27 protein-coding genes and 1 tRNA gene are annotated in these 25,320 nt (G+C 63.2%); 19 read left to right on the plus strand and 9 right to left on the minus strand.

Translation table 11 applies throughout. The features are described from left to right. Window positions 1-6: 6 nt before the first annotated feature. Genes cmrA through NOF53_RS05830 form a run of 3 tightly spaced genes read right to left on the minus strand, consistent with a single transcriptional unit; the run spans window position 7 to window position 3,399 of the window. The gene (gene cmrA, locus NOF53_RS05820; protein ID WP_255966324.1) at window positions 7-810 is read right to left on the minus strand and encodes a mycolate reductase; all 804 of its coding nucleotides are present in this window, start codon (window positions 808-810) and stop codon (window positions 7-9) included. Window positions 811-829: 19 nt separating this feature from the next. Then, entirely contained in the window at window positions 830-2,854 is a 2,025-nt protein-coding gene (locus NOF53_RS05825; RefSeq protein ID WP_255966325.1) for an NADPH-dependent 2,4-dienoyl-CoA reductase, read from the minus strand. An 11-nt stretch (window positions 2,855-2,865) separates the two neighbouring features. Beyond that, the gene (locus tag NOF53_RS05830; RefSeq protein WP_255966326.1) at window positions 2,866-3,399 is read right to left on the minus strand and encodes a PadR family transcriptional regulator; all 534 of its coding nucleotides are present in this window, start codon (window positions 3,397-3,399) and stop codon (window positions 2,866-2,868) included. Window positions 3,400-3,522: 123 nt separating this feature from the next. Here NOF53_RS05830 and NOF53_RS05835 point away from each other — a divergent pair, with 123 nt between their 5' ends. After that, window positions 3,523-4,848 (plus strand): MFS transporter, encoded by a 1,326-nt coding sequence (locus tag NOF53_RS05835; protein ID WP_255966327.1) that lies wholly within the window; start codon window positions 3,523-3,525, stop codon window positions 4,846-4,848. Between the two features lie 31 nt (window positions 4,849-4,879). Here the strand turns inward: NOF53_RS05835 and NOF53_RS05840 are convergent, their stop codons facing one another. Together NOF53_RS05840 and NOF53_RS05845 are read right to left on the minus strand one after the other, a co-directional pair. Beyond that, entirely contained in the window at window positions 4,880-5,731 is an 852-nt protein-coding gene (locus tag NOF53_RS05840; protein WP_255966328.1) for an alpha/beta fold hydrolase, read from the minus strand. 23 nt (window positions 5,732-5,754) lie between these two features. After that, complete coding sequence (locus NOF53_RS05845) at window positions 5,755-6,435, minus strand: TetR family transcriptional regulator (RefSeq protein WP_255966713.1); 681 nt, start codon at window positions 6,433-6,435, stop codon at window positions 5,755-5,757. Window positions 6,436-6,625: 190 nt separating this feature from the next. Here NOF53_RS05845 and NOF53_RS05850 point away from each other — a divergent pair, with 190 nt between their 5' ends. The 3 genes from NOF53_RS05850 to NOF53_RS05860 are packed head-to-tail and all read left to right on the plus strand — an operon-like array spanning window position 6,626 to window position 9,163. Next, on the plus strand, window positions 6,626-7,735 hold the full coding sequence (locus NOF53_RS05850; protein WP_255966330.1) for a ferredoxin reductase: 1,110 nt from the start codon (window positions 6,626-6,628) through the stop codon (window positions 7,733-7,735). Between the two features lie 31 nt (window positions 7,736-7,766). Continuing rightward, a complete protein-coding gene (locus tag NOF53_RS05855; RefSeq protein WP_255966332.1) occupies window positions 7,767-8,939 on the plus strand; it encodes a fatty acid desaturase family protein in 1,173 nt (390 codons plus the stop codon). 11 nt (window positions 8,940-8,950) lie between these two features. Beyond that, a complete protein-coding gene (locus NOF53_RS05860; RefSeq protein ID WP_255966334.1) occupies window positions 8,951-9,163 on the plus strand; it encodes a hypothetical protein in 213 nt (70 codons plus the stop codon). Window positions 9,164-9,229: 66 nt separating this feature from the next. On the opposite strand, the gene gdhA is transcribed toward NOF53_RS05860, so the two are convergent. Next, entirely contained in the window at window positions 9,230-10,573 is a 1,344-nt protein-coding gene (gdhA, locus tag NOF53_RS05865; RefSeq protein ID WP_255966336.1) for an NADP-specific glutamate dehydrogenase, read from the minus strand. A 97-nt stretch (window positions 10,574-10,670) separates the two neighbouring features. After that, entirely contained in the window at window positions 10,671-11,162 is a 492-nt protein-coding gene (locus tag NOF53_RS05870) for a winged helix-turn-helix transcriptional regulator (protein WP_255966337.1), read from the minus strand. Window positions 11,163-11,257: 95 nt separating this feature from the next. On the opposite strand from NOF53_RS05870, the gene NOF53_RS05875 reads away from it, so the two are divergent. Next, on the plus strand, window positions 11,258-11,974 hold the full coding sequence (locus NOF53_RS05875) for an SDR family oxidoreductase (protein WP_255966339.1): 717 nt from the start codon (window positions 11,258-11,260) through the stop codon (window positions 11,972-11,974). Window positions 11,975-12,386: 412 nt separating this feature from the next. Here the strand turns inward: NOF53_RS05875 and NOF53_RS05880 are convergent. Together NOF53_RS05880 and NOF53_RS05885 are read right to left on the minus strand one after the other, a co-directional pair. After that, a tRNA-Arg gene (locus tag NOF53_RS05880) sits at window positions 12,387-12,459 on the minus strand. Window positions 12,460-12,520: 61 nt separating this feature from the next. Continuing rightward, on the minus strand, window positions 12,521-12,895 hold the full coding sequence (locus NOF53_RS05885; protein WP_255966341.1) for a DUF4345 family protein: 375 nt from the start codon (window positions 12,893-12,895) through the stop codon (window positions 12,521-12,523). A 101-nt stretch (window positions 12,896-12,996) separates the two neighbouring features. Here NOF53_RS05885 and NOF53_RS05890 point away from each other — a divergent pair, with 101 nt between their 5' ends. The 14 genes from NOF53_RS05890 (at window position 12,997) to NOF53_RS05945 (ending at window position 24,916) form a co-directional block, all read left to right on the plus strand. Continuing rightward, complete coding sequence (locus NOF53_RS05890; RefSeq protein ID WP_255966343.1) at window positions 12,997-15,027, plus strand: bifunctional copper resistance protein CopD/cytochrome c oxidase assembly protein; 2,031 nt, start codon at window positions 12,997-12,999, stop codon at window positions 15,025-15,027. Between the two features lie 165 nt (window positions 15,028-15,192). After that, window positions 15,193-15,642 carry a single-stranded DNA-binding protein gene (locus NOF53_RS05895; RefSeq protein WP_255966345.1) on the plus strand — a complete coding sequence of 150 codons (450 nt, stop codon included), beginning with the start codon at window positions 15,193-15,195 and terminating at the stop codon, window positions 15,640-15,642. 314 nt (window positions 15,643-15,956) lie between these two features. Continuing rightward, window positions 15,957-17,036: a tyrosine-type recombinase/integrase gene (locus NOF53_RS05900; protein ID WP_255966347.1), complete on the plus strand. Its 1,080-nt coding sequence runs from the start codon at window positions 15,957-15,959 to the stop codon at window positions 17,034-17,036. A 252-nt stretch (window positions 17,037-17,288) separates the two neighbouring features. Then, window positions 17,289-17,477: a helix-turn-helix domain-containing protein gene (locus NOF53_RS27895; protein WP_374212571.1), complete on the plus strand. Its 189-nt coding sequence runs from the start codon at window positions 17,289-17,291 to the stop codon at window positions 17,475-17,477. A 206-nt stretch (window positions 17,478-17,683) separates the two neighbouring features. Continuing rightward, complete coding sequence (locus tag NOF53_RS05905; RefSeq protein ID WP_255966349.1) at window positions 17,684-18,082, plus strand: helix-turn-helix domain-containing protein; 399 nt, start codon at window positions 17,684-17,686, stop codon at window positions 18,080-18,082. Between the two features lie 150 nt (window positions 18,083-18,232). Continuing rightward, window positions 18,233-18,439, plus strand: a complete 207-nt coding sequence (locus NOF53_RS05910) for a hypothetical protein (protein ID WP_255966351.1) — start codon at window positions 18,233-18,235, stop codon at window positions 18,437-18,439. Window positions 18,440-18,749: 310 nt separating this feature from the next. Continuing rightward, entirely contained in the window at window positions 18,750-20,009 is a 1,260-nt protein-coding gene (locus tag NOF53_RS05915) for an AAA family ATPase (protein WP_255966353.1), read from the plus strand. Between the two features lie 468 nt (window positions 20,010-20,477). Continuing rightward, window positions 20,478-20,774 carry a hypothetical protein gene (locus NOF53_RS05920; RefSeq protein WP_255966354.1) on the plus strand — a complete coding sequence of 99 codons (297 nt, stop codon included), beginning with the start codon at window positions 20,478-20,480 and terminating at the stop codon, window positions 20,772-20,774. Window positions 20,775-21,670: 896 nt separating this feature from the next. Further along, entirely contained in the window at window positions 21,671-22,471 is an 801-nt protein-coding gene (locus NOF53_RS05925) for a hypothetical protein (RefSeq protein ID WP_255966356.1), read from the plus strand. A gap of 175 nt (window positions 22,472-22,646) precedes the next feature. Then, window positions 22,647-22,946 carry an HNH endonuclease gene (locus NOF53_RS27900; RefSeq protein WP_374212572.1) on the plus strand — a complete coding sequence of 100 codons (300 nt, stop codon included), beginning with the start codon at window positions 22,647-22,649 and terminating at the stop codon, window positions 22,944-22,946. A 295-nt stretch (window positions 22,947-23,241) separates the two neighbouring features. Next, entirely contained in the window at window positions 23,242-23,574 is a 333-nt protein-coding gene (locus NOF53_RS05930; protein WP_255966358.1) for a hypothetical protein, read from the plus strand. After that, the gene (locus NOF53_RS05935) at window positions 23,574-23,837 is read left to right on the plus strand and encodes a hypothetical protein (RefSeq protein ID WP_255966360.1); all 264 of its coding nucleotides are present in this window, start codon (window positions 23,574-23,576) and stop codon (window positions 23,835-23,837) included. Before NOF53_RS05930 ends, NOF53_RS05935 begins: the two co-directional genes overlap by 1 nt. A 10-nt stretch (window positions 23,838-23,847) precedes the next feature. Next, entirely contained in the window at window positions 23,848-24,141 is a 294-nt protein-coding gene (locus NOF53_RS05940; protein WP_255966361.1) for a hypothetical protein, read from the plus strand. A 319-nt stretch (window positions 24,142-24,460) separates the two neighbouring features. Then, a complete protein-coding gene (locus NOF53_RS05945; protein ID WP_255966363.1) occupies window positions 24,461-24,916 on the plus strand; it encodes a hypothetical protein in 456 nt (151 codons plus the stop codon). Window positions 24,917-25,320: the final 404 nt, after the last annotated feature.

Below are 25,320 nucleotides of genomic sequence, written 5' to 3' on the forward strand. Positions count from 1 at the left end.
CGGCCGCTAGCTGCCCAACTTCTTGTAGAACGTTCCCACAATCGGTGCGACGACGGCGCGTGGACTGTACTGCCCGGCAACGGACATCGCCTTGCTGATGATGCCCGGCACCACGCGCATCTTGTTCTCGGCCAGGCCGTCGAGCGACACCTTCGCGGTGTATTCGCTGGAGATCCACAGGAAGTCGGGTACGAGCCTGTCGACGATAGACGCGTCCGCGGGGTCGGGCTCCTCGGTGCGTACCGGTCCCGGGGCGAGCAGAGTCACGCTGACCCCCGAACCCTTGAGCTCGCCGCGCAGTGACTCGGAGAAGGTGTTGACGAAAGCTTTCGTGGCCGCGTAGGTGGCGTTGTGCGGGATGGGCATGTTGCCCGCCGCCGAGCCGACCATGAGGATCGCGCCGGACTTGCGTTTCAGCATGCCGGGCAGCACCGCGAGGGTGAGGTCGTGCACGGCGACGGCGTTCAGTTCGACCTGTGCACGTTCGTAGGCGGCGTCGAGGTCGGCAACCGGGCCGAACGTGGCGATGCCGGCGTTGTTGCACAGGACGCTGATCTCCCGACCGGTGATCTCGGTGACGAGGGCTGCGCGTGCGTCGCGATCGGACAGGTCGCACGCTCGCACCTCCACCTCGACGCCGTGTTCGGCGCGAAGCGTCTCGGCAAGTGACTCCATGACCTCGCCGCGCCGGGCGACGAGGATCAGGGAATGACCACGAGAGGCGAGATCCATGGCCAGCGCCTCGCCGATTCCGGACGAGGCGCCGGTGACGACGGCGCGGGCACTGGGGGTGGGGTTCGGCAAACTCACGGTCAGTCAGCGTAGTGCGTCAGATGCGTGCCGCGAGCCGGGTGCCCTGTTCGATGGCGCGTTTGGCATCGAGTTCGGCCGCGACGTCGGCGCCGCCGATGACGTGGGTGCTGACGCCGGCGACTGTCAGCTCGTCGACGAGGTCGCGCACAGACTCTTGACCTGCGCAGATGACGACGTTGTCGACGGCGAGGGTGCGAGGCTTCTCGCGTTTGTCGCCGAAGGTGATGTGGAGTCCCTCGTCGTCGATGCGCTCGTAGTTGACGCCGGACAGCTCGTGCACGCCCTTGTTCTTCAACGCGGCGCGGTGCACCCACCCCGTCGTTTTCGCGAGCCCCGCCCCGATCCGCCCACTCTTGCGCTGGAGGAGATACACCTCACGCAGCGACGGTTCGGGGATGGGTGTGGTGAGGGCGCCGGCCGCAGCCTCGGGCTCGGTGACTCCCCACTCCTGCTTCCACTCCTTCAGGTCGAGGGTCGGTGAATGCTCATGGGTGAGGAATTCGCTGACGTCGACGCCGATTCCGCCGGCACCGATTACCGCGACCGACTTCCCGACGGGCTTACCGCCGCGCACCACCTCGGGATAGGTGAGCACCGTGGGATGATCGATGCCGGGGATCGAGGGAAGTCGCGGAGTGACACCGGTGGCGATCACCACCTCGTCGTAGTGGCCGACGAGATCGACAGCTGCAACGCGGGTGTCGAGCCGGACATCCACACCGGCTAGATCGAGCTGGCGGTTGTAGTAGCGAATGGTCTCCGCGAACTCCTCCTTGCCGGGGATCTTGCGGGCGATGCCGAACTGGCCACCGATCTCCGAGTCCGCCTCGAACAGCGTGACCGAGTGGCCACGCTGAGCCATGCCCAGCGCGGCAGAGAGTCCCGCCGGACCCGCACCCACGACAGCGACGGTCTTCGCAGTCCTGGTGGGTGAAAGCGTCAGTTCGGTTTCGCGTCCCGCGCGAGGGTTGAGCAGGCAGGACACGTGCTTACGGACGAAGGCGTGGTCGAGGCAGGCCTGGTTGCACGCGATGCACGTGTTGATCTCGTCCGAATTGCCTGCTTCGGCTTTGCGAACCCAGTCGGGGTCGGCGAGCATCGGCCGGGCCATCGAGATCAGTTGAGCATCACCACGCGTCAGGATTTCCTCGGCGACCTCGGGCATGTTGATTCGGTTGGACGCGGCGACCGGGATGTTCACGTGCTTCTCGAGCTTGCCGGTGATGTCGGCGAACGCAGCGCGCGGTACCGACGTGACGATCGTGGGGACGCGGGATTCGTGCCAGCCGATGTCGGTGTTGATGATGGTCGCGCCCGCGGCCTCCACTTCCTGTGCCAGCGCGACGATCTCGTCCCAGGTCTGACCGCCTTCGACGAGGTCGGCCATGGACAGGCGGAAGATGATGATGAAGTTCGGGCCCACCGCCTTGCGAGTGCGGCGGACGATCTCGACGGCCATCCGCCGGCGATTCTCGGGAGCGCCGCCCCACTTGTCGGTGCGCTTGTTGGTGCGCTCGCACAGGAACTGGTTGATGAAGTAGCCTTCGCCGCCCATGATCTCGACGCCATCGTAATTCGCCTGCTGCGCGAGCCGTGCGCAGCGCACGAAGTTGCGGATCTGCCAGCGAACGCCCCGTCCGGTGAGTTTGCGGGGCCGGAACGGGTTGATCGGGGCCTTGATGGACGAAGCGGAGACGCTGAACGGCTGATAACTGTAGCGGCCGGCGTGGAGGATCTGCAGGGCGATCTTGCCGCCCTCGTCGTGCACTGCCTTGGTAATCGCACGGTGCCGTCGGGCCTCCACGCGGTTGGTGAGCTTCGCCCCGAACGGCAGCAGCCAGCCGGTGCGGTTGGGTGCATATCCACCGGTGACGATCAGCGCGACACCACCGCGGGCGCGCTCGGCGAAGTACGCGGCCAGCCGGGGGACATCCTTGGCGCGGTCTTCCAGACCGGTGTGGATCGAACCCATGATCACCCGGTTCTTCAACGTGGTGAATCCGAGGTCCAGCGGGGCGAGGAGCTGGGGGAACTGTGTCATGTGGCGTGTCCTTACTGCGAGAGCGCGTCGAGTACTTCTTGGCACCAGTTGGCGAATCCCTCTTCGACGCGGATGCCGCCGCGCAGGACGAGGTACTGGTGAAGGGCGGTGCCGGACAGCTGGTTCGGCGCCGGGAAGTCACGTTTTTCGATCATGCGGTAGATCTCGAGCCGGGTCGCGTGGCCGTCACGGTGTCGGGCCACTTCGGCGGCGAGTGCGGGCATGTCCCCTTGCTGGGCGGCGCGGATTTTGACCGCAAGTTCGTTGCGTAGGTGATTCGGCTCGGTGGGCTCGGCGATCCAGCGCTGTAACTCGGCGCGACCCGCCGCGCTGACCCGATACACCCTCTTGTCCGGTCTGCTGTCCTGGGTCACGATTTCGGCATCGATCCACCCGGCCTCGTCCATGCGCTTGAGTACCCGATAAATCTGCTGATGGGTCGCGCTCTGGAAGAAGCCGATCGATTTGTCGAACCGGCGCGCCAGTTCGTACCCCGAACCGGAGTGTTCGGTGAGGGAGACGAGGAGCGCATGTTCGAGTGCCACGGAGAAAGTATGTATGCAACGAGGTGCTTATGCAACTGGGTGCACTTACGTTTCGGTGTGTGAACGGGACGCCCGTTGCGTCAGACAGTACGAACGGCACGTTCGCTCACATAGGCTCGCGGCATGAGCACCGAGGTTCGTCCGCCCGCCGGGATAGGCGAGGCCGCGACGCGCAGGCAGATCGTCGCGTGGGGGCTGTGGGACTGGGGATCAGCAGCCTTCAACGCGGTGATTCTCACGTTCGTCTTCTCCGTCTACCTCACCGACGCGGTGGGGGAGAACCTCGGAGGATCGATCTCGGCGAGTACCTGGCTCGGGTGGTCGCTGGGGATCGCCGGATTCCTCATCGCGGTGCTGGCGCCGGTGACGGGGCAGCGGTTCGATGCCGCCGGACGGCGCAAGCGCGCGCTCGGGGTCCTCACTTTCGCGACCGTGGCCGCTATGGCGGCCATGTTCTTCGTCCGCGACTCGGTGGAGTACCTCTGGCTCGGCCTGGTGTTGCTCGCTGTCGGTTCGGTGATCTTCGAACTCGCCGGCGTGCCGTACAACGCCATGTTGCGGCAGGTGTCGACGCCGTCGAATATCGGGCGGGTGTCCGGGTTCGGTTGGGCAATGGGATATTTCGGCGGAATCGTGCTCCTCCTGTTGTGTTACTTCGGCTTCATCGCCGGTGACGGTGACACCCGCGGTGCTCTGGGGTTCCCCACGGACGGTGGCCTGAACATCCGGATGGTGGCGCTGCTCGCGGCGATCTGGTTCGCCGCCTTCGCGATACCTGTGCTGCTCAAGGTTCCCGAATTGCCGAGGCCACAGGCGGATCCAGGCGCCGACAAGGCCGGTTTCGCCGAGTCGTACCGCATCCTGTGGCGGGATCTGCGCAGTCTCTGGTCCGCCGACCGACGTACCGTGTACTTCCTCGGCGCCAGTGCGCTCTTCCGGGACGGGCTGGCCGGGGTTTTCACGTTCGGCGCGGTCCTCGCCGTCAATGTCTACGGCATCAGTGCCGGCGATGTGCTGCTGTTCGGTGTTGCGGCCAATGTCCTTTCAGCCGTCGGCGCGCTCACGGCGGGTCGCTTCGACGACCGGATCGGTCCCAAGACTGTCATCGCGTCGTCGCTGGCCGCGATGATCGTCGTCGGCGTCGTCTTGATGGCTGTGTCCGGGCCGGGGATGTTCTGGATCTTCGGCCTACTGCTATGTCTCTTCGTGGGACCGGCGCAGTCCTCGTCGCGCACCTTCCTGGCCAGAATCACGCCGCCAGGCCGCGAAGGTCAGATGTTCGGCCTGTACGCGACGACCGGACGCGCGGTGTCGTTTCTGTCACCGACCCTGTTCGGACTCTTCGCGTGGTGGTTCGGCGCCGACCGGGCCGGAATCCTCGGTCTGCTGATCGTGCTGGCCCTCGGACTCGCGGCCCTGACCGTGGTGCGCGCTCCCGAGCGGAGCTGACGCTTCCGCGTCAGCTCCCTCGAGGCGAAGATCAGCGGGAGGCTACTTCGGTGCGCTGGAGTATCGCTTTCGCGAGGTCCTCGGGACACTGCTCGGGAATCCAGTGCGTCGCGTCCTCGAGGACGACGAACTCGTACGGTGCGTCCACGAACTCGACGCACTTTTCGGCTCCGGCGCGGCCCAGCGCCATGTCGCCGGTACTCCACATGTAGGTGGTGGGCACCGTGACGGCGGGGGTCTGGTCGAGATCGCTTGTCATTGCCCGGTACCAGTTGAGGGCGCCGGTCAGCGCCTTCGGCTCGGTGAGTAGTGCAACATGCCGGTCGACGAGTTCCGGGGGAACCACATCGCCGAACATTCCACGCAGCGACTGGGCGTTCTCACGCAGGAGCACGTGCTCGGCCTTGCCCTCCATCCGCAGCAGACGAATGTACGACGACCGTTCCTTCTGGTCGGCGTCCTCCCGCAACGCCCATCCGAACGCGCCGGGATGAGGCACCGAGACGGTGGTGAGTGAGGTGATCCGGTCGGGGTGTCGCGCCGCTACGACCCATGCCACGATGGCGCCCCAGTCATGGCCCACGAGATGCGTCGTCTCGAGGTGGAGTGCGTCCAGAAGCCCGATCACGTCCCCGACGAGGTGGTCGATGCGGTAGGAGTCGACCCCTTCGGGGCGCGCACCTGCCGAATATCCCCGCTGGTTCGGTGCGTAGGTCCGCATACCGGACTGCGCGAGAAGTGCGGTGACAGGCGCCCACGACGCGGCGCTTTCCGGAAACCCGTGCAGGAGAACCACAGCTTCGCCGTCGGATGGTCCGCTGACGGTGACGTCGAAGGTCAGGTCGCCGACGGGGATGGTCTCGTGTTCGGAGGTTGGCAGCATGCCCCCACCGTACGGTGGAGTGGTCAGCTCCTCCGAGGTTTCCACGCCGCCATTCCGAGCATGATCAACCGCAGCTGGCGTTCGGCGCGAGCAACCACCTCGGCTTCGGATCGGACACCGGGACGGTCGGCCTCGAGCAGATCGACGACGACGGCGAACATCGTCGAGACGATCAGATCGGCTGCCATCTCCAGGTCGTCGGCGTCCCATGACTCCAGGCCGCCGATTCGCGTGAGATCCACTGTCAGCTCGCTGACGAACAGTCGCATCTCGGTAGCGATGGCGCGGCGGATCTCCGGGACACCGCCGTACCGCTCACGGCTGAGGAACCGGAATTGGGCTTCGTGGGTGCGGACCTGCCGGACGAGGATGTCGAGAGACGCACCTGCGCTCTTGGTACTCGGGTTGCGGCGGGCGTCGCGCAGCATTTGTCGCAGCATTCGCATGCTCTCCTCGACGAGAACGACGCCGAGTTCCTCGATGGACGCGAAGTGCCGATAGAACGCGGTGGGCACGATTCCGGCATGGCGGGTGATTTCTCGCAGGCTCACACCCGCGAAACTCCGGTCCGCCATGAGGTCGAGCGTGCCCTCCAGAAGTGCCTTCCGGGTGCGTTCCTTGCGTGCTGCCCTGCTCTCGGGTTCCGCACCGGTCGACTGACTCACGTCACCGAGTCTATTCGCGGCGAGGGGGACCTCGACCACGAGGACGTCCGGGTCCGCCACCGCGACCGCGTAGTGGCCTTGCTGCTCGTCCGTCACGCGTCTTCCGATCTGCGCAAGATGACGGCACTCGGTGGTGTGCCTGCCGTCACATTTCGATTGACAACTACCTGTCTGTACCTGTCACACTATTGTCAGTGTACAACCGTGCACTCAAATGGAGGAGGCTGCCGTGTCAGTTGCTCATACCAGTCGTCCGGCGGAGGGACGCAGGTTCTCGCTGCTGTCGTTGTTCGAGGCGATGGCCACTCCGCACCAGCTCGACCGTTACCTCGAACTCGTCACGCCAATGGTCACCGTGCGCGATCTGCGCGCCGAGGTGCTCGCCGTCCATCGGTCCACCGCAGACACCGTCACGCTCACACTGCGCCCCACCCGCCAGTGGCGCGGATTCCGCGCTGGACAGTTTGTGCAGGTAGGTGTGGTGATCGACGGCGTTCGTCACACGCGCTGCTACTCGCCGGCCAACGCGCAGTCCTCCGCGGACGGCACCATCGAGCTGACGATCAAGGCGCATCCCGACGGCCTCGTGTCGCAGTATCTGCACGAGCACGCCCGACCCGGACTGATCCTCGACCTCTCTCAGGCCGCGGGAGAATTCATCCTGCCGCCTGCCCGGCCCCGTCGGGTCCTCCTGGTGAGTGGCGGCAGCGGCATCACCCCGGTGCTCTCGATGCTCCGCACGCTCGTCGACGAGAAGTACGCGGGAAGCGTGACTTTTCTGCATTACGCGTACACCGAAAACGATGTCGCCTATCTCGACGAGCTTCGCGACCTCGCCGGGGCCAACCCGAACGTCAACCTGGTGCTGGCGTACACCGACCAGGAAACGGGCGGGCATCTGCACGGCTTCTTCGGGCAGAAGCACCTCGATGCAGTCGCACCCTGGTATGCCGAGGCCGAGACCTTCCTGTGCGGTCCGCCCGGCCTGATGCGCGGAGTCCGGGAGGTATACCGGGAGCTCGGCATCGAGGACCGGCTCCACACCGAGGAGTTCGCGCCCCCCGCCACGCCGGTCGGGGGCGAGGCCGGTGGTGAGCTCTCCTTCACTGCGAGCGGAGTCACGGCGGACAACTCGGGTGCGACTCTGCTCGAACAGGCCGAGGCCGCTGGACTTCATCCCGAGTACGGCTGCCGGATGGGCATCTGCTTCTCCTGCACCGCGGTGAAGAAATCGGGATGCACCAAGAACGTACGTACGGGCGACACGGACACCGATCAGGACAAGGCCATTCAGCTGTGCGTCTCGGTCCCGGTCGGCGACGTCGCCCTCGACATCTGACTCACTCGACACCACAAGTTTGGAGACCGACATGTTTGGACTCTCACTCTCGTTCCTTCCGTTTGTCGACGGCTCGGACGACACACGCACCACGGCCCCGGTTGTGCTCACCCACGACCAGGTCGAGGAAATCGGCCGGGAACTCGACGCACTTCGTGACCGCACGGTTGCCGATCTGGGCGCCGAGGATCGCGAGTACATCTACAAGATCATCAAGGCCCAGAGGGGCTTCGAGGTAGCCGGCCGCGGTCTGATGTACCTCGGCTTCTTTCCACCCGCCTGGCTCGCGGGGGTCGGTGCCCTCGGGATCTCGAAGATCCTCGACAACATGGAGATCGGCCACAACGTCATGCACGGCCAGTACGACTGGATGCGTGAACCGGGACTGAACTCGCGGGTCTTCGAGTGGGACACGGTGTGCCCCGCCGACCAGTGGAAGCACTCCCACAACTACATGCACCACACGTATACGAACATCCTGGGTCGTGACCGGGATATCGGCTACGGCATCCTGCGGATCGACGAAGCCCAGAAGTGGAATCCGTACTACCTCGGCAACCCCGTCTACGCCTTCCTGCTGATGATGCTGTTCGAGTGGGGCGTGATGTTGCACGACCTCGAGGCCGAAAACGTCATCCAGGGCAAGCGGAAGTGGCATGACATCAAGCCCCTTCTCGGGGGGTGGTGGAACAAGGCGGGGCGTCAGGTGCTCAAGGACTATGCAATCTTCCCCGCACTGACCGGACCGCTGTTCATCCCCACCCTGCTCGGCAATGTCACCGCCAACCTGATCCGCAACGTGTGGGCGTACTCGATCATCTTCTGCGGCCATTTCCCGAGCGGCGTGCAGAGTTTTACCGAGGACGAAACTGCCGAGGAAACCCGCGGTGAGTGGTACGTGCGGCAGATGCTCGGCAGCGCCAACATCGAGGGCAGCCCACTGTTCCACATCATGTCGGGCAACCTCTCCCACCAGATCGAGCATCACCTGTTCCCGGACCTGCCGGCACACCGATACCCCGAGCTGGCTCCCCAGGTGAAGGCGCTGTGCGAGAAACACGGACTTCCCTACAACACCGGTGGCTTCTTCAAACAGATCGGTTCCGTGTGGGGGAAGATCTTCAAGCTGGCGCTTCCGCCCGGCCTCCTCTCGTCGGAAACCCCTCCCGGTGTTATCGTCGAGCGGCAGAAGACTGCTGCCTGAGAGGCGAAACAATGGTGGGGAAGTTCGAACGGCGCAAGGACACAGTGCAGGAACTGACGGAGTCCGCGGCCACACACGTGGGACACATCGCGACCATCATCGCCGGCGCCGTTCGCGACGTCACCCGGGAAATCGGTGACTGGGTGTCGGACGGAATCGAGATGCGCGAGGCCGCGAAAAAGGCCCGCGAGGATGAAGGCTTGGACGACCAGCCGATCGATTGACAAAAACAAATGAGGGCACGGCCAATTTCGGCCGTGCCCTCATTTGTTGTGTGCGGGTGGTCTCGGTCAGATGACGCCGAGTGAGATCATCGCGTCGGCCACCTTCACGAAGCCGGCGATGTTCGCGCCGTGAACGTAGTCGCCCGGCATTCCGTACTCGTCGGCGGTGGCCACGGTGCGGTCGTGGATGCCGCGCATGATCCCGGCCAGTCGCTCGTCGGTGTACTCGAAGCTCCACGAGTCGCGGGATGCGTTCTGCTGCATCTCGAGTGCCGAGGTAGCGACCCCGCCCGCGTTGGCGGCCTTTCCCGGTGCGAACGCCACGTCGGCGTCGCGAAAGACCTGAACCCCCTGCGGAGTGGTGGGCATGTTCGCGCCTTCGGCAACAGCTTGGACGCCGTTGGCCACCAGTGTCTTGGCGGCCGCTTCGTCGAGTTCGTTCTGGGTAGCGCAGGGGAGTGCGACGTCACATCGGACGTCCCAGATGGATCCGTTCGGGACGAATCTCGCATGCGGCACGGTATCGGCGTATTCGCCGATGCGCCCTCGCCGCACCTCCTTGATGTCCTTTACAAGACCGACGTCGATGCCTTTTTCGTCGACGACATATCCGGACGAATCCGAACACGCCACGGCAATGCCGCCGAGTTGGTGAACCTTCTCGATGGCATGGATTGCGACGTTGCCGGAGCCGGACACCACCACTGTCTTTCCGTCCAACGACGTGTGTGCTGCATGCAACATCTCGGCAACGAAGTAGGCCACACCGTAGCCGGTGGCTTCACGCCGCACCTGTGAACCGCCCCAGGTGAGGCCCTTGCCCGTGAGCACACCCGACTCGTAGGAATTGGTCAGGCGTTTGTATTGTCCGAACAGGTAACCGATTTCGCGCCCGCCGACACCGATGTCGCCGGCAGGGACGTCGATGTACTCGCCTATGTGGCGGTGCAGTTCGGTCATGAACGACTGACAGAAGCGCATGATTTCGGCGTCCGAACGGCCCTTCGGGTCGAAATCGGAGCCGCCTTTGCCGCCACCGATGGGGAGGCCGGTGAGTGCGTTCTTGAAGATCTGTTCGAAACCGAGGAACTTCACGATTCCGAGATTCACACTCGGATGGAAGCGCAGACCGCCCTTGTAGGGGCCCAGGACGCTGTTGTACTGCACCCGGAATCCGCGATTGACGTGGACACTCCCGGCGTCGTCCACCCAGGGCACCCGGAAGATGATCTGGCGTTCGGGCTCACACAGGCGCTCGATCAGCCCTGAATCCGCATAGTGGGGGTGATGGTCGAGAACGATCTGGAGCGACTCGAACACTTCCGCCGCGGCCTGGTGGAACTCCGGTTCGCCGGCATTCCGCAGGCGGACCTGTTCATAGATTTCGGCTACCCGGTCGCGCGTTGACACACCTACACCCACTCGCCTGTCACTGTGATGATTTGTTTACCTGACATTTACGCGAACTATAGTCGCCGACGAAATCGTGCGGGTACAGGCACCGTTTTCAGGAGTTCCGGCTCTGTGGGCGCGCGTGCATCGCGACGGTGGCATCGTCGACCTCTCGGCCGCAGTGTCGGCAACGGTGTTCGAGTTCGAGCGTGTGACCACAGTCGTGCACGAGCTCCGACGCCGGTTCGTTCACTGCCCACCTGCTGCCCCACTGGAACAGCGACCGCAGCAAAGGACGAAGTTCTTCCCCTGCCGCGGTGAGGTGGTACTCGAATCGGGGGGGGCGCTCGGAATACTGCCGGCGTTCGATCACGCCGACCTCCTCGAGCTTGCGAAGGCGCGCGGTGAGGATGTCGCGCGAGACGCCGACGTATCCCGCGATCCTGTCGAAGCGATGAACTCCGTAACTCAACTCGCGAATGACGAGCATGGACCAGCGGTCGCCGATGAGTTCCATGGTTGCGGCAATCGCGCAGGGGCGCGGCGCCAGCGGCATGCGGTCCATGACGATCTTCGGCGTCGTTGGCTCTGCTCGACCGTTGCTCATGACTACATCATAGAGGGTTGTGTTTTCCAACTCATCGTGGTTACGTTCACCGAACCTAGTTAGTTGGAAATCCAGACTTACTCGAAGGGGTTGTTATGACCACGATTCAGGATCGAACTGTCCTCGTTACCGGATCAAATCGCGGCCTCGGCCGCGCTTTGGTCACCGAGGCGCTCGCGCGCGGGGCGCGAACTGTCTACGCGGCGGCACGCGACGCGTCGACGATCGCCGACCATCCGCGGGTGGTGCCGGTGACCATGGATGTGACCGATCCTGAATCCATCTATGCCGCAGCGGAGTATGTCGGCGATCTCGGTGTGCTGATCAACAATGCCGGTGTCTTCCTCGGCGAGTCTCCGCTCACCGGTGACCTCGGAAAGATGCGCCGCGAACTCGAAACCAACCTCTTCGGCCCCCTGAATGTGACCAGGACGTTCGCCCCCATCATCGCCGCCAACGGTGGGGGTGCGGTGCTCAACGTCCACTCGGTGCTGTCGTGGCTGGCGGTGGGTGGGTCGTACAGCGTCTCCAAGGCGGCGGTGTGGAGTGCGACCAACGCGATGCGCCTGGAGCTTGCGGAGCAGAACATTCAGGTGGTCGGGCTGCATCTGGGGTACATGGACACCGACATGACCGCGGGCCTCGACGTCCCCAAGATCTCGGCACTCGAGGTTGCCCGGTTGGCGTTCGACGGCATGGAGTCGGGCGCCAGGGAGGTGCTGGCCGACGATGTCAGCCGTACTGTGAAGGCGGCACTCGCCGGGGACCTCGAGGCCCTATATCCGCAGCTGACGGCTCAGGTCGTTGCGTAGGACGCGAAATCAGGGAAACCCGCCACTCGCGGAGGCAGGTGACGGGTTCCCGAGCATCCGTCCTGTCGGGTGGGACGGTGCAGACAACAGACTATACGGTCTGTTTGTTACGCGCGAGTACCGGGCGCCTGGTTCGGAAGCGGGACGGAATACCTACCAGGCGACTGCGCTGTACTGGCTCGGCCCGCCGCGCGGGGGATTGACGGCTGCGGTGCGCTGACGTCGTCGCATGAGCTGCGGGTTCTCGATCCGCACCTGTTCCGACGGCGTCGCGCCCCAGCTACATGGTGCGGCGCGCACGCAAACGCCGCGGATTGCGATACCGGCCCCTATCGCCCGCATGTGCGAACACCCGGTTTCCTGCTGGTGCAGGTAACCGGGTGCTTTGCCATGCGAGGCCACATGGGTGTCGTGCCCCCGGCAGGATTCGAACCTGCGACCAAGAGATTAGAAGGCTCTTGCTCTATCCCCTGAGCTACGGAGGCGCGGACGAAATATTACCTGCTGCCGCGAAGCCGACCGAGCACGGCTGCGTAGTCCGTGTCATCAGCTGATCGCAGCGGCCCAAGCGAGCAGCCCGGCGAGAACGAGCTCCACGACGAAGTAGAACCACACCGGGTAGAACCGCTGTGGTCGATCGACCATCCCCGAGACGACGCGACCCGCGGCCATGCCGACGAGTGCCACCCCGACCGCGACCGCGACTACGGATCTGACGCCCTGGGCGTCGAAGGCGGCGAATCCGAGCAACGCAGCCACCGCGACGCCGAATCCGCCATATACCGCGCGAACCTCGGCGCGGGCGGTCGGCGACGCGGCGGTCAACCCGAACGGTTCCACCAAGCGGGCAGGCATCACCAGGCCGTACAGACCCATTCCTGCAAAGAACAACGCCGCCACGATGATCAGGAATGCGGCCATGTGGGCTCCTCGTCTCCTCGTAACAGGTCCTAGCCGACGGTAGCGGAGCGTCCGCCGACCCTCGGTCTCCGACACGGCGTCGTAGGTCCTACCCTGGAGGTATGGCTACACCCCAGCTCACGGCGTCCGACTCGACGTCCCAGCGTCCGGCTCGAGCCGAATCCGCCGCCCTGTTCGTCGTGGCGGGGCTCGTCGCCGGGCTGGTCGCTGCACTCGTCGTCGCTTTGTCCGCCGCTCAGGCCCTCGTGCTCCTCGGGATTCCTGATCCCGGGCCGGTCACCACCTATGGGCTGCCGGCGCTGCGGGCGGTGTCGGAACTCGCGGCGGTGGTCACGATCGGATCGCTTCTTCTCGCCGCGTTCTTCGTGCCGCCGCAGAAGTCGGGGGTGCTGGACGTGGACGGATACCGTGCGGTCCGGACAGCGTCCTATGCGGCCATCGTGTGGGCGGCGTCCGCGCTGGTCCTCGTCCCGCTGACACTGTCGGACACCTCCGGGCAACCGTTCACGGAAGCGGTGAAACCGACAAACCTGTTCGCCGCCGTCGAGCAGGTGGAATTGGCCGGCGCCTGGCGCTGGACGGCGATCATCGCGATCGTCGTTGCGATCGTGTCCCGGCTGGTGCTGCGATGGTGGTGGGCACCGATCCTGCTCGTGGCCGGCATTCTGGGGCTGATGCCGCTGGCACTGACAGGTCACTCCTCCTCCGGCGGCTCCCACGACCTGGCGACCAACAGCCTGATCCTCCACCTGGTTGCGGCGTCGCTGTGGGCGGGCGGACTGTTCGCTCTGCTCGCGCACGCACGTCGGCGAGGTGCATTCACCGAAGTCGCGGCACGACGATTCTCCGCGGTGGCCACTGTATGTTTCGCCGTGATGGCAGCAAGTGGCGTGATCAACGCCCTGGTGCGCGTGCCGATCGGCGACCTCGTCGATACCACCTACGGACGTCTCGTAGTGGCAAAGACGGTCGCGCTCGTCATCCTCGGCGCGTTCGGCTGGGCGCAACGACGCCGGGCACTGCCCGCCCTGCAGAAGGACCCCTCGAACCGACGCAACCTGATCAAGTTCGCGGGTGCCGAAGCCATGGTCTTCGCGGCCACGATCGGTCTCGCCGTCGGACTGGGTCGGACGCCCCCGCCCGCACCGACAGCAGCACCGACACTCAGCGAGGTCGAACTCGGCTACAACCTCGCCGGACCGCCGACGTTCGCCCGGCTGATGTTGGACTGGCGATTCGACCTGCTCTACGGCACCGCCGCAATCGTGCTCGCCCTCGTCTACGTGCTCGGGTTGCGCAAGCTCCGCCGTCGCGGCGACAGCTGGCCGGTCGGACGGACCCTCGCCTGGATGTGCGGATGCGTGGTGCTGCTCCTGGCCACATCGTCCGGGGTGGGTCGCTACGCACCCGCGGTATTCAGCGTGCACATGGGCGCGCACATGGCGCTGTCCATGCTCGCCCCGGTACTCCTGGTTCTCGGCGCGCCGATCACCCTCGCGCTGCGAGCACTCGACCCGGCAGGCAAGGACGGCGTGCCGGGTCTGCGGGAATGGATCCTGGCCGCGCTGCACAGCCGGTTCTCTCACTTCATCACCCATCCGCTGGTCGCGGCAGCCCTGTTCGTCGGCGGTTTCTATGCGCTGTACCTGGGCGGCATCTTCGGTGCCACCGTCGACTCGCACTCGGCCCACCTCTTGATGAACCTCCACTTCCTGCTCAGCGGGTACCTCTTCTACTGGGTGGCGATCGGCGTCGACCCCTCTCCGCGCCAGCTGCAGCCCGTGACGAAACTCGCGATGGTGTTCGGGTCGCTGCCGTTCCACGCATTCTTCGGTGTCGCCTTGATGAGCATGGGCGCCGTCATGGGCGAGTGGTACTACCGCTCGCTGGGCCTCGGCTGGAACTCGGACCTGGTGGGTGACCAGAAACTCGGGGGCAGCATTGCGTGGGCAACAGGTGAGATTCCGCTCGTGCTCGTCATGATGGCGCTCCTCATCCAGTGGTCGCGCAGCGACGACCGCACCGCGCGACGGGTGGACCGCGCGGCCGACCGGGACGACGATGCCGACCTAGCCGCCCACAACGCCATGTTCGCCGAGCTCGCGAAACGCGACCGCGAAGCGGGACGCTGACCGCTAGCACTCATCCCTGACACGAACGGCCGCTCATTCCCCGTTCTAGACCGGTTGTCCACAGCGTGCCCGTTTCTCCACAGATTCTCCGAGGGCGAGGACTGTGCGCTTCACGGCGGGCACGCTGTGAACCAATGGCAACCACGAACGACACAGGGGAGTGCGATGTACGAAACACACGGCACGGTGGTCGGCACGGTCATCACTACACCGGTCACGCGATCCGGATCGGCCGGCGAGGAGTTTCTCGCCTTCCGGATGGCGAGCACGGTACGCCGCCGCGACTACACGACGGGGGAATGGCGCGACGGCAGCACGTTGTACCTCACGGTGACCTGCCGGCGCAGGCTGATGTCCGGTGTCGTGCGGTCGCTGGCGAAAGGGGATCCGGTGATCGTCACCGGTGAACTGCGCACCAACGAATACACGACGCGAGACGGCGTCGCTCGGACCGATCTCGAGTTGAGTGCCACCGCGATCGGACCCGATCTCGCCCGGTGCACTGTGGTCCTCGACCGGGAGCCACGAACGGTGGCACCCACCGAACCCACCGAATCTGCCTCCACCGAACCCGACCCCGCAGAACCCACCGCTGCCGAGACGCTCGTCGCCTGATCGGTGCCCGGCACCCGCACAGGCCGGGTGCCTGGCCCTCCCTGAAAAGCCTCCGTTCACGTTCCCCACGATCCGCAAATGTGGGTTCGACGCCCTACACCATTAGGCTGGCCACATGGCTGAGTTCATTTACACGATGTTGTAGTGGACCCTATACACAGCTGGTTTGCGTTGTCAACGGTCAATGCCCTTTTTACTGCATAGCAAGGGTTTCGTGTCGTCGTATCAAGCGGTATTTCCGGCACAAAGGGCAGGTGTGTTCGGCTTCGCACGGGGGATATGCGGGAGTCCCCCGCACCTATAGACTCACGAGAATGGGTTCCATCCAGCGTCGCACCTACACAGAGGGGAAAGCTCCCCGCTATGTGGCACGCGTGCGCGTTGGCGGCAAGGAAATGTCGAAGAGCTTCGCGAAACAGGGCGATGCACGCGAGTGGATACGTCAGCGTGAAGGGCTCAGCCCGACAGGCACCCGCATGGACAACCGCATGCTGTCCGTGGTGCTGAAGTCGCATATTGAGCAATCCGCTACGGCATCCACCCGCGGTGTCCGCACTCACTTGGCAGCGAACCTCGGGAACCTGGAATACAAGAAGCTGGCGGACGTGACCGCTGATGACGTGCGGGAGTGGCGCGCAACGCTAGCCGAGGGCAGACCGTGGGCGGACGGCAAGCCGCTATCCAACAGCAGCATCAGGACACTGCTAGGAACGCTGTCAGCGCTCTTCAACGATGCGGTGGCGCAGGGGCAGCTGGTCCGCAATCCGGTGTCGCACGTGAAGCGTAGGAACCCTCCAAACCAGGCGGTTGAGCCGCACCAGGTGTTAAGGGTTGAGCAAGTGCGAGCCTTGATTGACGCTTCTGAAGAGCCCTTCGCGACGATGATTGAATTCGGTGCTACGAGTGGTCTCCGCGCCGGCGAACTTGCGGGCTTGCGTGTTCGATCGATCGACTCTGATCGACGGGTTGTGGATGTCACGGAACAGGCGGATGGGCATCACACGGCATTCGGTTGGCGGGCGTTGAAGTCTGAGAAGTCGCGGCGCACGGTCCCGCTACCGGATTCCACGTTGGACGCTGTGAGGACGCATCTAGACCGGCATGACTACGAGGCCCATACGCCTCTGTTTAGGGCGGCGCAGGGCGGGCAATGGTCGAGCGCGCATGTCGCGAAGGTGTGGCGTGGGGTTGCAAGTGCTGCGGGTGTTGAGAATCACTCCTGGCATAGCTTGAGGCACTTCTACGCGTCGGCGCTAATCCAGTCGGGTGCATCAGTAACCACTGTTCAGCAACGGTTGGGGCATGCTTCACCGATGGTGACGTTGGCCGTGTATTCGCATCTGTGGCCCGGGGAGGATGCGAAGACGAGGGCGGTGTTCGACAACCTTCTGTAGCTATGTGAGGGGAAGGGGATACCGCAGTCTTCTTTCGGCACCGTTCAGTGCATGAGAGTTCTGTCGAGGATGTGGCGCGCGACACGCCGAAGTGGTGGGAAGCCCGCGATTCGGCCGGAACGCTCACCTGCAAGTTTCATCGAAGTGACTCACAACATCTCGGGTTAAGTGTTTCCATCGGCCACTAGGTGTAAAACTATGTGTGCATTACCGGCATTGACGGAATAGCGCAAGTAATGGAGAACACCGATAATGGCAACTATAGTGGCAGATTTCTGGACGACGAAAGACCTTGCCAATCGGTGGGTAATTTCCGAGAGGCAAGTCCGAGACATGGCGGCTGCGGGCGAAATTCCAGCTATGCGCGTGGGGAAGCTGTGGCGGTTCTCGGTGGTTCGGATTACCGCTTGGGAAAAAGCTAACCAACGGCTCGCCTGCTGATTTGCGAACCATACCCACGGGCGGGCACTTCCGCGCATTTCAGGTTGTCGAACTGATTCACATCGTTAGGTAACGTTAAGCCAAAATCCGCTGTCTGGCGGTCGTGTCCGGATTCATCGGCCCGTGTAGGTCTACTTGTCGTGCAATTTTGGGTCCCAGCGCCACGCTGCGGCCCCAACAGTCGTGTTTGAACAGGAGGGGACGCAATGTCTCCGGAAGAAGTTGAGGCGTGGAAACGCGCCCGCGAGAACACAGTGATGGACGAGGCAGAGGCGAAGGAATGGCTCGGACCCTGGGGCAGTCGTCTGGTGGCGTTCCGTGAAGCCGGTCTGGTCCGTGCGCAGGCGATCCGTCATCCTGGCGGGTTCGAGACGCACATGTACATCCAGCGAAATCTGCGTGAGCAGGTTGCAGGGTGGGTGACTGAAGATGAAGCCCAACAGATCACAGGGCGGCAGGCTCGAACCCTTCGCCGCTGGCGCGCTGAGGGGTTGGTTGAGGCTCGCCCTCTGGGTAGGTCGTGGGTGTACCGCCTTAAATCGCTCAAGGTCGCATACGAGGCGATGGCGCAGAACGCGGCTGAGTCACGGAAATACGGGTCCTGACCTGCGTGTGGCCGCTAAACCTCCTGGCCCTTTTATAATCAGAGATGGGTGTTGCGCATCCAAGCGAGCACCGATTGTGCCCATTCTGGGCTGTTATCCGCCCGATCTTTAGCCATCAACTAGCAAACTCCTGGAAGGGAGTGATTCGCCATGTCCGCTGCAAACCCAGCAGTGCTGTCTGCCGCTGGGCGCTACAGGGCTGCCACGTTGCACGGTGCACCCGATGACGTAGTCGCTCGTCGCCGCCAAGAACTTACCCTGACGAGGGCAGTACATCTCCTCGAACAGTCGGGTGTCCTCCCGCTGGACGAAGACCTCATTACCGAACTGGCAGCCGCCGCGATGGGTTCCCGCTGAACGTGGACACGCAACCGATCAGGAGAACTGACATGAACGATCGACCGTATGTTGCAAATGATTTCGTAGTTGCCAAGCGCTGGTCAAAGAATCTGAACATGGATCTGTACCGCTGCATCTTCACCCAGTCCTCACGTGAGTTCACAGTGAACATGGACGAGTTGCGGCGGTTGGCGGAAGTGCTCGATGACGTGATCGCCAAACACGACAAGTAACAACCACGCTCCACCTTCACCACCTCGTATGCAACAAGCCAGAGCCGCCTACGAGTGCGGACGATTCGAACTGATGAGCAGAAGGAACAACCCCTTTGAGAAAATATGTAGATACGACTGGAGGCTGGGACGAACTCCCGAGCGTCTGGCGGGCAACCGACCTCAAGCAAGCGCAACAAGCGCGCTGGCTGGCCAAGGGCCGGCTACCGAGGGCGGCAGTAACCATCCTGATCGGTGACGAGGGTATCGGCAAATCCCTTCTGTGGGTGCACATCGCGGCAGCCGTCACCACAGGTAGAGCGCTGCCCGAGTTTGGAATCCCGGAACGCGACCAAGCGAACGTCCTTATCGTTGTGACCGAGGATGACTGGTCAACGACTGTTCTGCCCCGTCTGATGGTGGCCGGCGCTGACCTCGGATTCGTCCACGTCATCTGTGCTGAATCAGACGGCTCAGGTTCCCCGACCTTCCCGAACGATATCCAGTTGGTGCAGAACGCTGACCCCGCACCGGCCCTCGTAGTTGTGGATGCATGGTTGGACACGGTGCCGACCAACCTGTCAGTGAAGGACCCGCAGGGGGCGCGGCAAGCCCTCCACCCTTGGAAAGATGTTGCGACCAAGACGGATGCGGCAATCCTCTTGCTCACGCACACCAACCGATCGACCACAGGTAATGCCCGCGACAAGTACGGGGCAACGTCTGAGTTGCGCAAGAAGGCGCGTATGACGTTGTTCGCCCAGCGGGACGAGTCCGAGTATCTGACTGTTGGCCCCGAGAAGTCGAACACCACGGGGAAGCTGCCGGCGACCATGTTCAAGATCGATCCGGTGCAGCATTTCGACCCGACTGACGACCATGACGGCACAGTGCCGATGTTGGTGTTCGTGGGTGAGTCCGACAGGACGGCTGGGGAAATACTCACCTCCATGACTGATGTGACATCTGGTGACGGTCACGCGGGTGACGTTGAGGGGTGGTTGCTGTCGTTCCTCGGGGACAACGAGGATGGTCGGCAGAAGGCGAACGATGTCTATACGGCAGCCGACGCGGTCGGCTACTCCAAGGACATGGCGAAGCGGGCCAAGGCAAAACTCGGAATCGACGCGGTCAAGGACGGGTCTTCGTGGTTCTGGCAACTTCCACAGCAAGGGAGCGCGCAGGCAAGGGAGCAGCGCAAGGGGGGTATGTCTGAGGGCCGCTCCCTTACTCCCTTCCAGGTCAGAGATAGTTTTGGTTGTGCTCCCTTGAATGATGATGAGGGCAAGGGAGCAAGGGAGCACGATTCTGACACGCCCCCTTCCCGCCCCCTTGGTGTGTGGTTGGGGTCTGGTGAGCCGGTGGTGAGTCGGTGAGTCACATTTGCATGATCTGCTGGCCGCTCTGCAAGCCTGCGCCTGAGCCACGGCCACCCGAGTACATCGAACGCCAGCCAGCGGACCTTGTGATTAGAGGGAAGTTGCGGCCGGGGCAGATACCGCGCTGTCGACTTCCACACCGACCACCAACTAAGTCTTGTTGCCTTGTCGACCGAGACGGCTACCGGCATTGGGACCGCCGAACATGCCACGGGGAGTCTCTGACTGACCCTGGTTCTCGATAGACCTTATTCCTTATTCGAGCGGGCCTTTCCTCTCCGGAGGTGGGGCCCGTTCCGCATTCCAAGGAGAACCGTGGAATTGGATCTTCGGACCGTAATCAGGTCCACACCATCAGTCGTTGCCGAACTCCGGTCTATGGCGTCGTCTCGGGCAGCGCAAACGGGGGAGCGGATCAACACGGGGAGTAAGCCCGGCTCGTCTGTGCCGCTTTGCTTGGTTCCGATGACTGCGGCGGATACCGAGGTCGACTACTTGCACAGCTGGGCTGGCTGGGCGGGCATTGATCTTCGAGGTTGTGGCCGCTTCTACCGTGTCAACGGATTCGTCCGAGGCGTCATTGACGATGACCTTCGCCCTGTGCGCGAACTGACCCGCCGTGTCCTCGCCGCGATGGATTCGCCTACTTGGGTGGAGCCGGAAGGCATGCGCGAAAACCTTTGTGAACTGAGGGCTGTGCATATGCGGCGCTGGCCTGAAATCAGTGACTGCGTGTGGCAAGTGGTGCTCGCCGATGCCTAAACTCCCCGAACTCTGGGTAGGTGTCGACGAGGCCGCACGTGTCGTCAAGCGCACACCCAGAACCATCCGATCCTGGGCACACCAGGGGCACATCGAGTACCGCACAAGCCCATCTGGACGGCAATACGAGGTCTCCCAGCTGCTAGCCGCGAAGAAGGCTGCATGGGATCGACGTGAGTACGGGAACTGGCGAGCTGGTCCGGGACGCCCCCCGCATCCGGCCAGACCACGAATCGCGGAACTACTCACTCAGGGCTGGTCGGTGCCTGACATTGCAGACCACCTCGGTTGCACTTCGTCCATTGTCCACACAGTCCGAAAGGGGCTTTCACATGCAGACTGATCGACCGAGAAAGTATGGGGGACAGGTCAACCCGATGGCGAACGGTCGAGGACGAACAGGTACGGAATGCGCCGAACCGAACTGCACCGAACTGACCAGATCGACGCAAGGACGTTGCGCGAAGCACAGGCCCAAGCCGACAGTCCGTCTACACAACGGCGACTGGCTGAGCCTGGGCCCTATCCAGTTCAAAGCCGACGTTGCGCGGCAGATCGCTGACGAAATCCATGACGTCCTCGACCGCGCAGGACTCTAACAATGAAAGAGAAACGTGATTGATAGCGAACCGTTGTACCCCGATGCCTGGTGTGTTGGCGGTGCCCCAGAACGTCCCGCAGAGAACACGATTTATCCCACTAGCTGGCCACGTCTTGAGGGCAGACGAACTCCATCAGCACCGCAGTCCTCATCTGCGTCGTTCGACGCGCAAGTCGCCGACCAGGACGACGAACACGGGCGACAGCTACTCGACCACGCGTACCGACTCACAGGCCGACCAGAACTAGCGGACCGATCCGCCCACCCATTCAACGTCTGATTTAAGGAACACCAAATGACTCTGACCATTCAGTCCATCCGACGCTTTCATGCCGCAGTCGCCGCCGTTGGGGGCACCATCCCCACCGACCTCCAGGCCATCTCGGACAACCTCGCAGCCGTCAACACCTGGCAGCCGGCACCCGCAGGGGCAGCACTCACAGCGGCACTCACCACCGGGAAGTTCAACCCCGCTACCGCCGCAAAACACCTCGACGGGGCTTTGGCTGAGGTACACGACCCCGCCACCATCCAGAAGGTACGCGGAACCGCAACCGTCACGCTCCTCGCGCAGTACGGGCAGGAGATCAGCGGGGAAGGTGGCGACGAACTGATCGAGTCCCTGCGCCCCGCATTCGATGCCGCACTCGAAGGACTGCGAACCGCCGCCAACCTGTTCAACCTCAATGCAGCCCCGAATCAGATCCTTGAACTCGGTCACGATGCTGTAGACGCATACAACGCCATCCCGAACCACCGTCGCGTTCTCGACTCGGTCTGGTACGACGTGCTCGATTGGATGGTCAACGACGCACAGGGACCGCTGGTGCTCGGACAGGACCGACTTGACCGGGCCGCTGATTGCCGCCGCCTGGTAATGGTGATGCCTGCCCCACGTGGCAGCCTCACGGACCTCGCCAGCGCTGTCGAGCCGGTGACGACGAACCGTCTGCGTGCCGGGCATTGGTCCCGACTCATGGGCATGACCCCGATCCGCCTCAACAGCCCCAGTGAGGCACGGAAGGTGCTTGATGCCTACCTGACCGAACAGCAGGAAAGCATGGCAGCGCAGCTCGCAGCCAGCCACCCCAGCTAACCCACACCAACAGTCTTGGCGTCAACCTCACCCCACCCACCGAGGGAAGGGACAGGATGAACGGCTCACAATCGCCCACTCGTCGGGTGTAGGCCGTCTCAGCGCCAACCCCGAGGGCGGCATCGACTCATCACGAGTTGGTGCCGCCCTCACCCGTACCCGAAGGACAACGAACATGGCATGGACCAACGGCAACAGCAGAACGTCCACACCAGCATGGAGAAAGCTACGCAAACACGTCATCGAACGAGACGGGAACGTATGCAGACGATGCGGTGCGGACGGGGCAGTCGTCGCACTCGAAGTCGATCACGTCATGAATGTGACAGAAGGCGGGACAGACGACCCCGCCAACGCACAACTCTTATGTAAGCCCTGCCACACACCGAAGACGCGGGCAGAAACACTGCGCGGCACACAACGCAGACACGCACGACTGAAGCTACCCACACCCAAGCACCCAGGGCTGAAATGAATGCGGCACAACGCAACTGGGGACCTTTTATTGCATGGGTGGGGCGTGCCCCAGGACCGCACGAGTCGGGGACTACGACTGCCATAGCGCTTGACACTGGCCGCATCGCATTTGGGAAACCCAGAGGGTAGCTGCTGGGTCTGCGAGTGCTCCTGTGAAGCAGCAGAACGCGCGACAGGTGTACCGGGGTAGGTGAATCCGGCACAGGGCCACTCAGGGATCAACCAATGGGTGTGCCGTATCGGTGCAGGTCAGAGGTACCTAGGCGGAACAAATCAACGTAAGGAATGAACACATGGGCAGACCCAGGAAATCGGAGGGCATGCGCGTCGTAGAGCAGCTGAACAAGCTCCTGATTGCGCCGGCCGAGTGGGACGAGAGGGAACTATTGGTGCTCGATTCGATCCGTAAAGCAGCTGATAGGGGCGCATTACTGGCCGATTTGCTCACGTTAGAGGCCGCGAAGGAACCCGTCAGCACCCGCAGGATTACCGAACTGGCCGCCGAGGTACGCCAATGTGAGGCGAACATCTTGCGGTGGTCGGCCACGCTGAACCCGGATGCGACGGAGCAGGAGCAGAAGAGTCTGCCTCACCAGAACGCCGCTCTGCGGAGGTGGCACGGCTGATGGCACGGATGCCGCGAGGTACCTCGTCAGGCAGATTGCGGGAGTACTTGCTGACGGAGGCCGAAGACTTCCGCAATACGTACGGGCATATCGACTCGAAGGTGTTCGATGAGTTGTCGGGACCAGTGCAGTTGCTCGCTGCAGGTAAACCGGTGCAGATACGCCGGTACCAACTCCCCGACGATCACCACGAACGCAATGCGGGACAACCCCATGATGTGCTGGTCCTTGATGCCGCCAACGTGCTGCACCAATCCGCATAGACTCGCCATCATGAGGGGCGAGTTTGAGGTTGCCAACGACTTATCGGAGTACGCTGAGCCGTTCCTCGATGATGGCACCCGGCAGTGGGTTGATGAGGCCCTGGACGTGGGCGAAGAGCACGTGGCTGTGGAGTCGATCCTCAAGGCTGCTGTTGTCGGCGGGTTTGTGATCCCGCGCCCGCTGCTGAATGATGTTGCCGCGGTGTGGCTGGCTCACACCCAGCGCACAACCGTTGCGGCCGAGTTGCGCCCGTTGGTAGAGGCGTTGCGGGACCAAAACCGGGGCGTCAATCACCCTCGCTGACCTGCTCACCCCGTTGACTCATCGGGCAACGCACGGCACCGCAAATTCCGTCCACGTTGTACGTTGCGCGACGACGTGAGCACTTGAAGTAGGCCTGACACGGCCGCAAGCCCCAAATTGTTCGGCACCGGGGGTAAACCCTCCCTCAGCTTTGCTGACACCCCCTACACAGAGTGGCGCTTCTCTCCCCGGCTCCGCATGGGGCGCTGGGGTCCCGAAGAACGCTCGTCAGCGGCACTATTTCTGCCTTGTATGGGCGTTGCCTGAACGGGCCGAGGGTGCGTTCGATACTGTCACATAAGCGTGAGGAGAACTTGACATGGATATTCTAGACATCGTCAATCGTGGCTCGAAGTCCGTAGAGAATCTCGATGACTCACTGCGTTTACGTAGTGCGGCCTACGACCTCCTACGCGTGTATGAGCATTTCGGGGGATTCTCTGTGTACGCAGCTAGCCCGCAGGCCGAGCGAGTTCTGGGCGCGGCGATGATGATCGAGCCAGCTGTGTGCGCTGGTGGGTCCGGCGACACAGTCATTGTTGACGTGAACATCGCGAGCGGCACCCTAATGGCTCGCGCAGCTAGGAGGCTGCGTGACAACGGCAATGCCGGTCGGTTGGTCGGCATTGCCCTCCATTCGTTGGTTGGCGACTACGAACGATGGCATGTCCCCGAGCTATCGGAGCTTGTTGTTGTCGATCCGCACGGTGAACCCTGCTCAATTGGGAGGCAAGCCACTCAGGGCAGCGATCACCGCATCGGCTTGCTTCTTTGAGACCGCATTGGCTGCTGCTACTAAATCGACCTTCTTGATTCCAACAGCTGTCGCGAATGCCTGTGGGTCGCCGATACGGACAGGCTTTCCCAGGTGTTCCCGAAGTACGAAGAGGACCGCGCCTTCGGCGTGAGCTCGTGAGAACTGTGCCTTATAGCGGTTCCCTACCGGGGAGGCCCCCGCTGTACGGATCACCGCTTCGTCGAAGTCGAGTGCCGGCAACTTCGCGAGTAACAAGCGTGCCAGGTCAACCGCTTGCTCCGACGACTCGGACGCGTTTGTTCGCAACGTGAATTCACCGACGAGGTCTGGGGCCTCCACAGTTCCCCCGAGTAGCGCTCCAATAAGGCGGGGGTTCCCCGCCCCAGGTATGAGGGAAATTCCCAAGATTCGCACAATGGATC

It is taken from the genome of Rhodococcus tibetensis, assembly GCF_024438035.1.
Taxonomy (GTDB): Bacteria; Actinomycetota; Actinomycetes; order Mycobacteriales; family Mycobacteriaceae; genus Rhodococcus_F; species Rhodococcus_F tibetensis.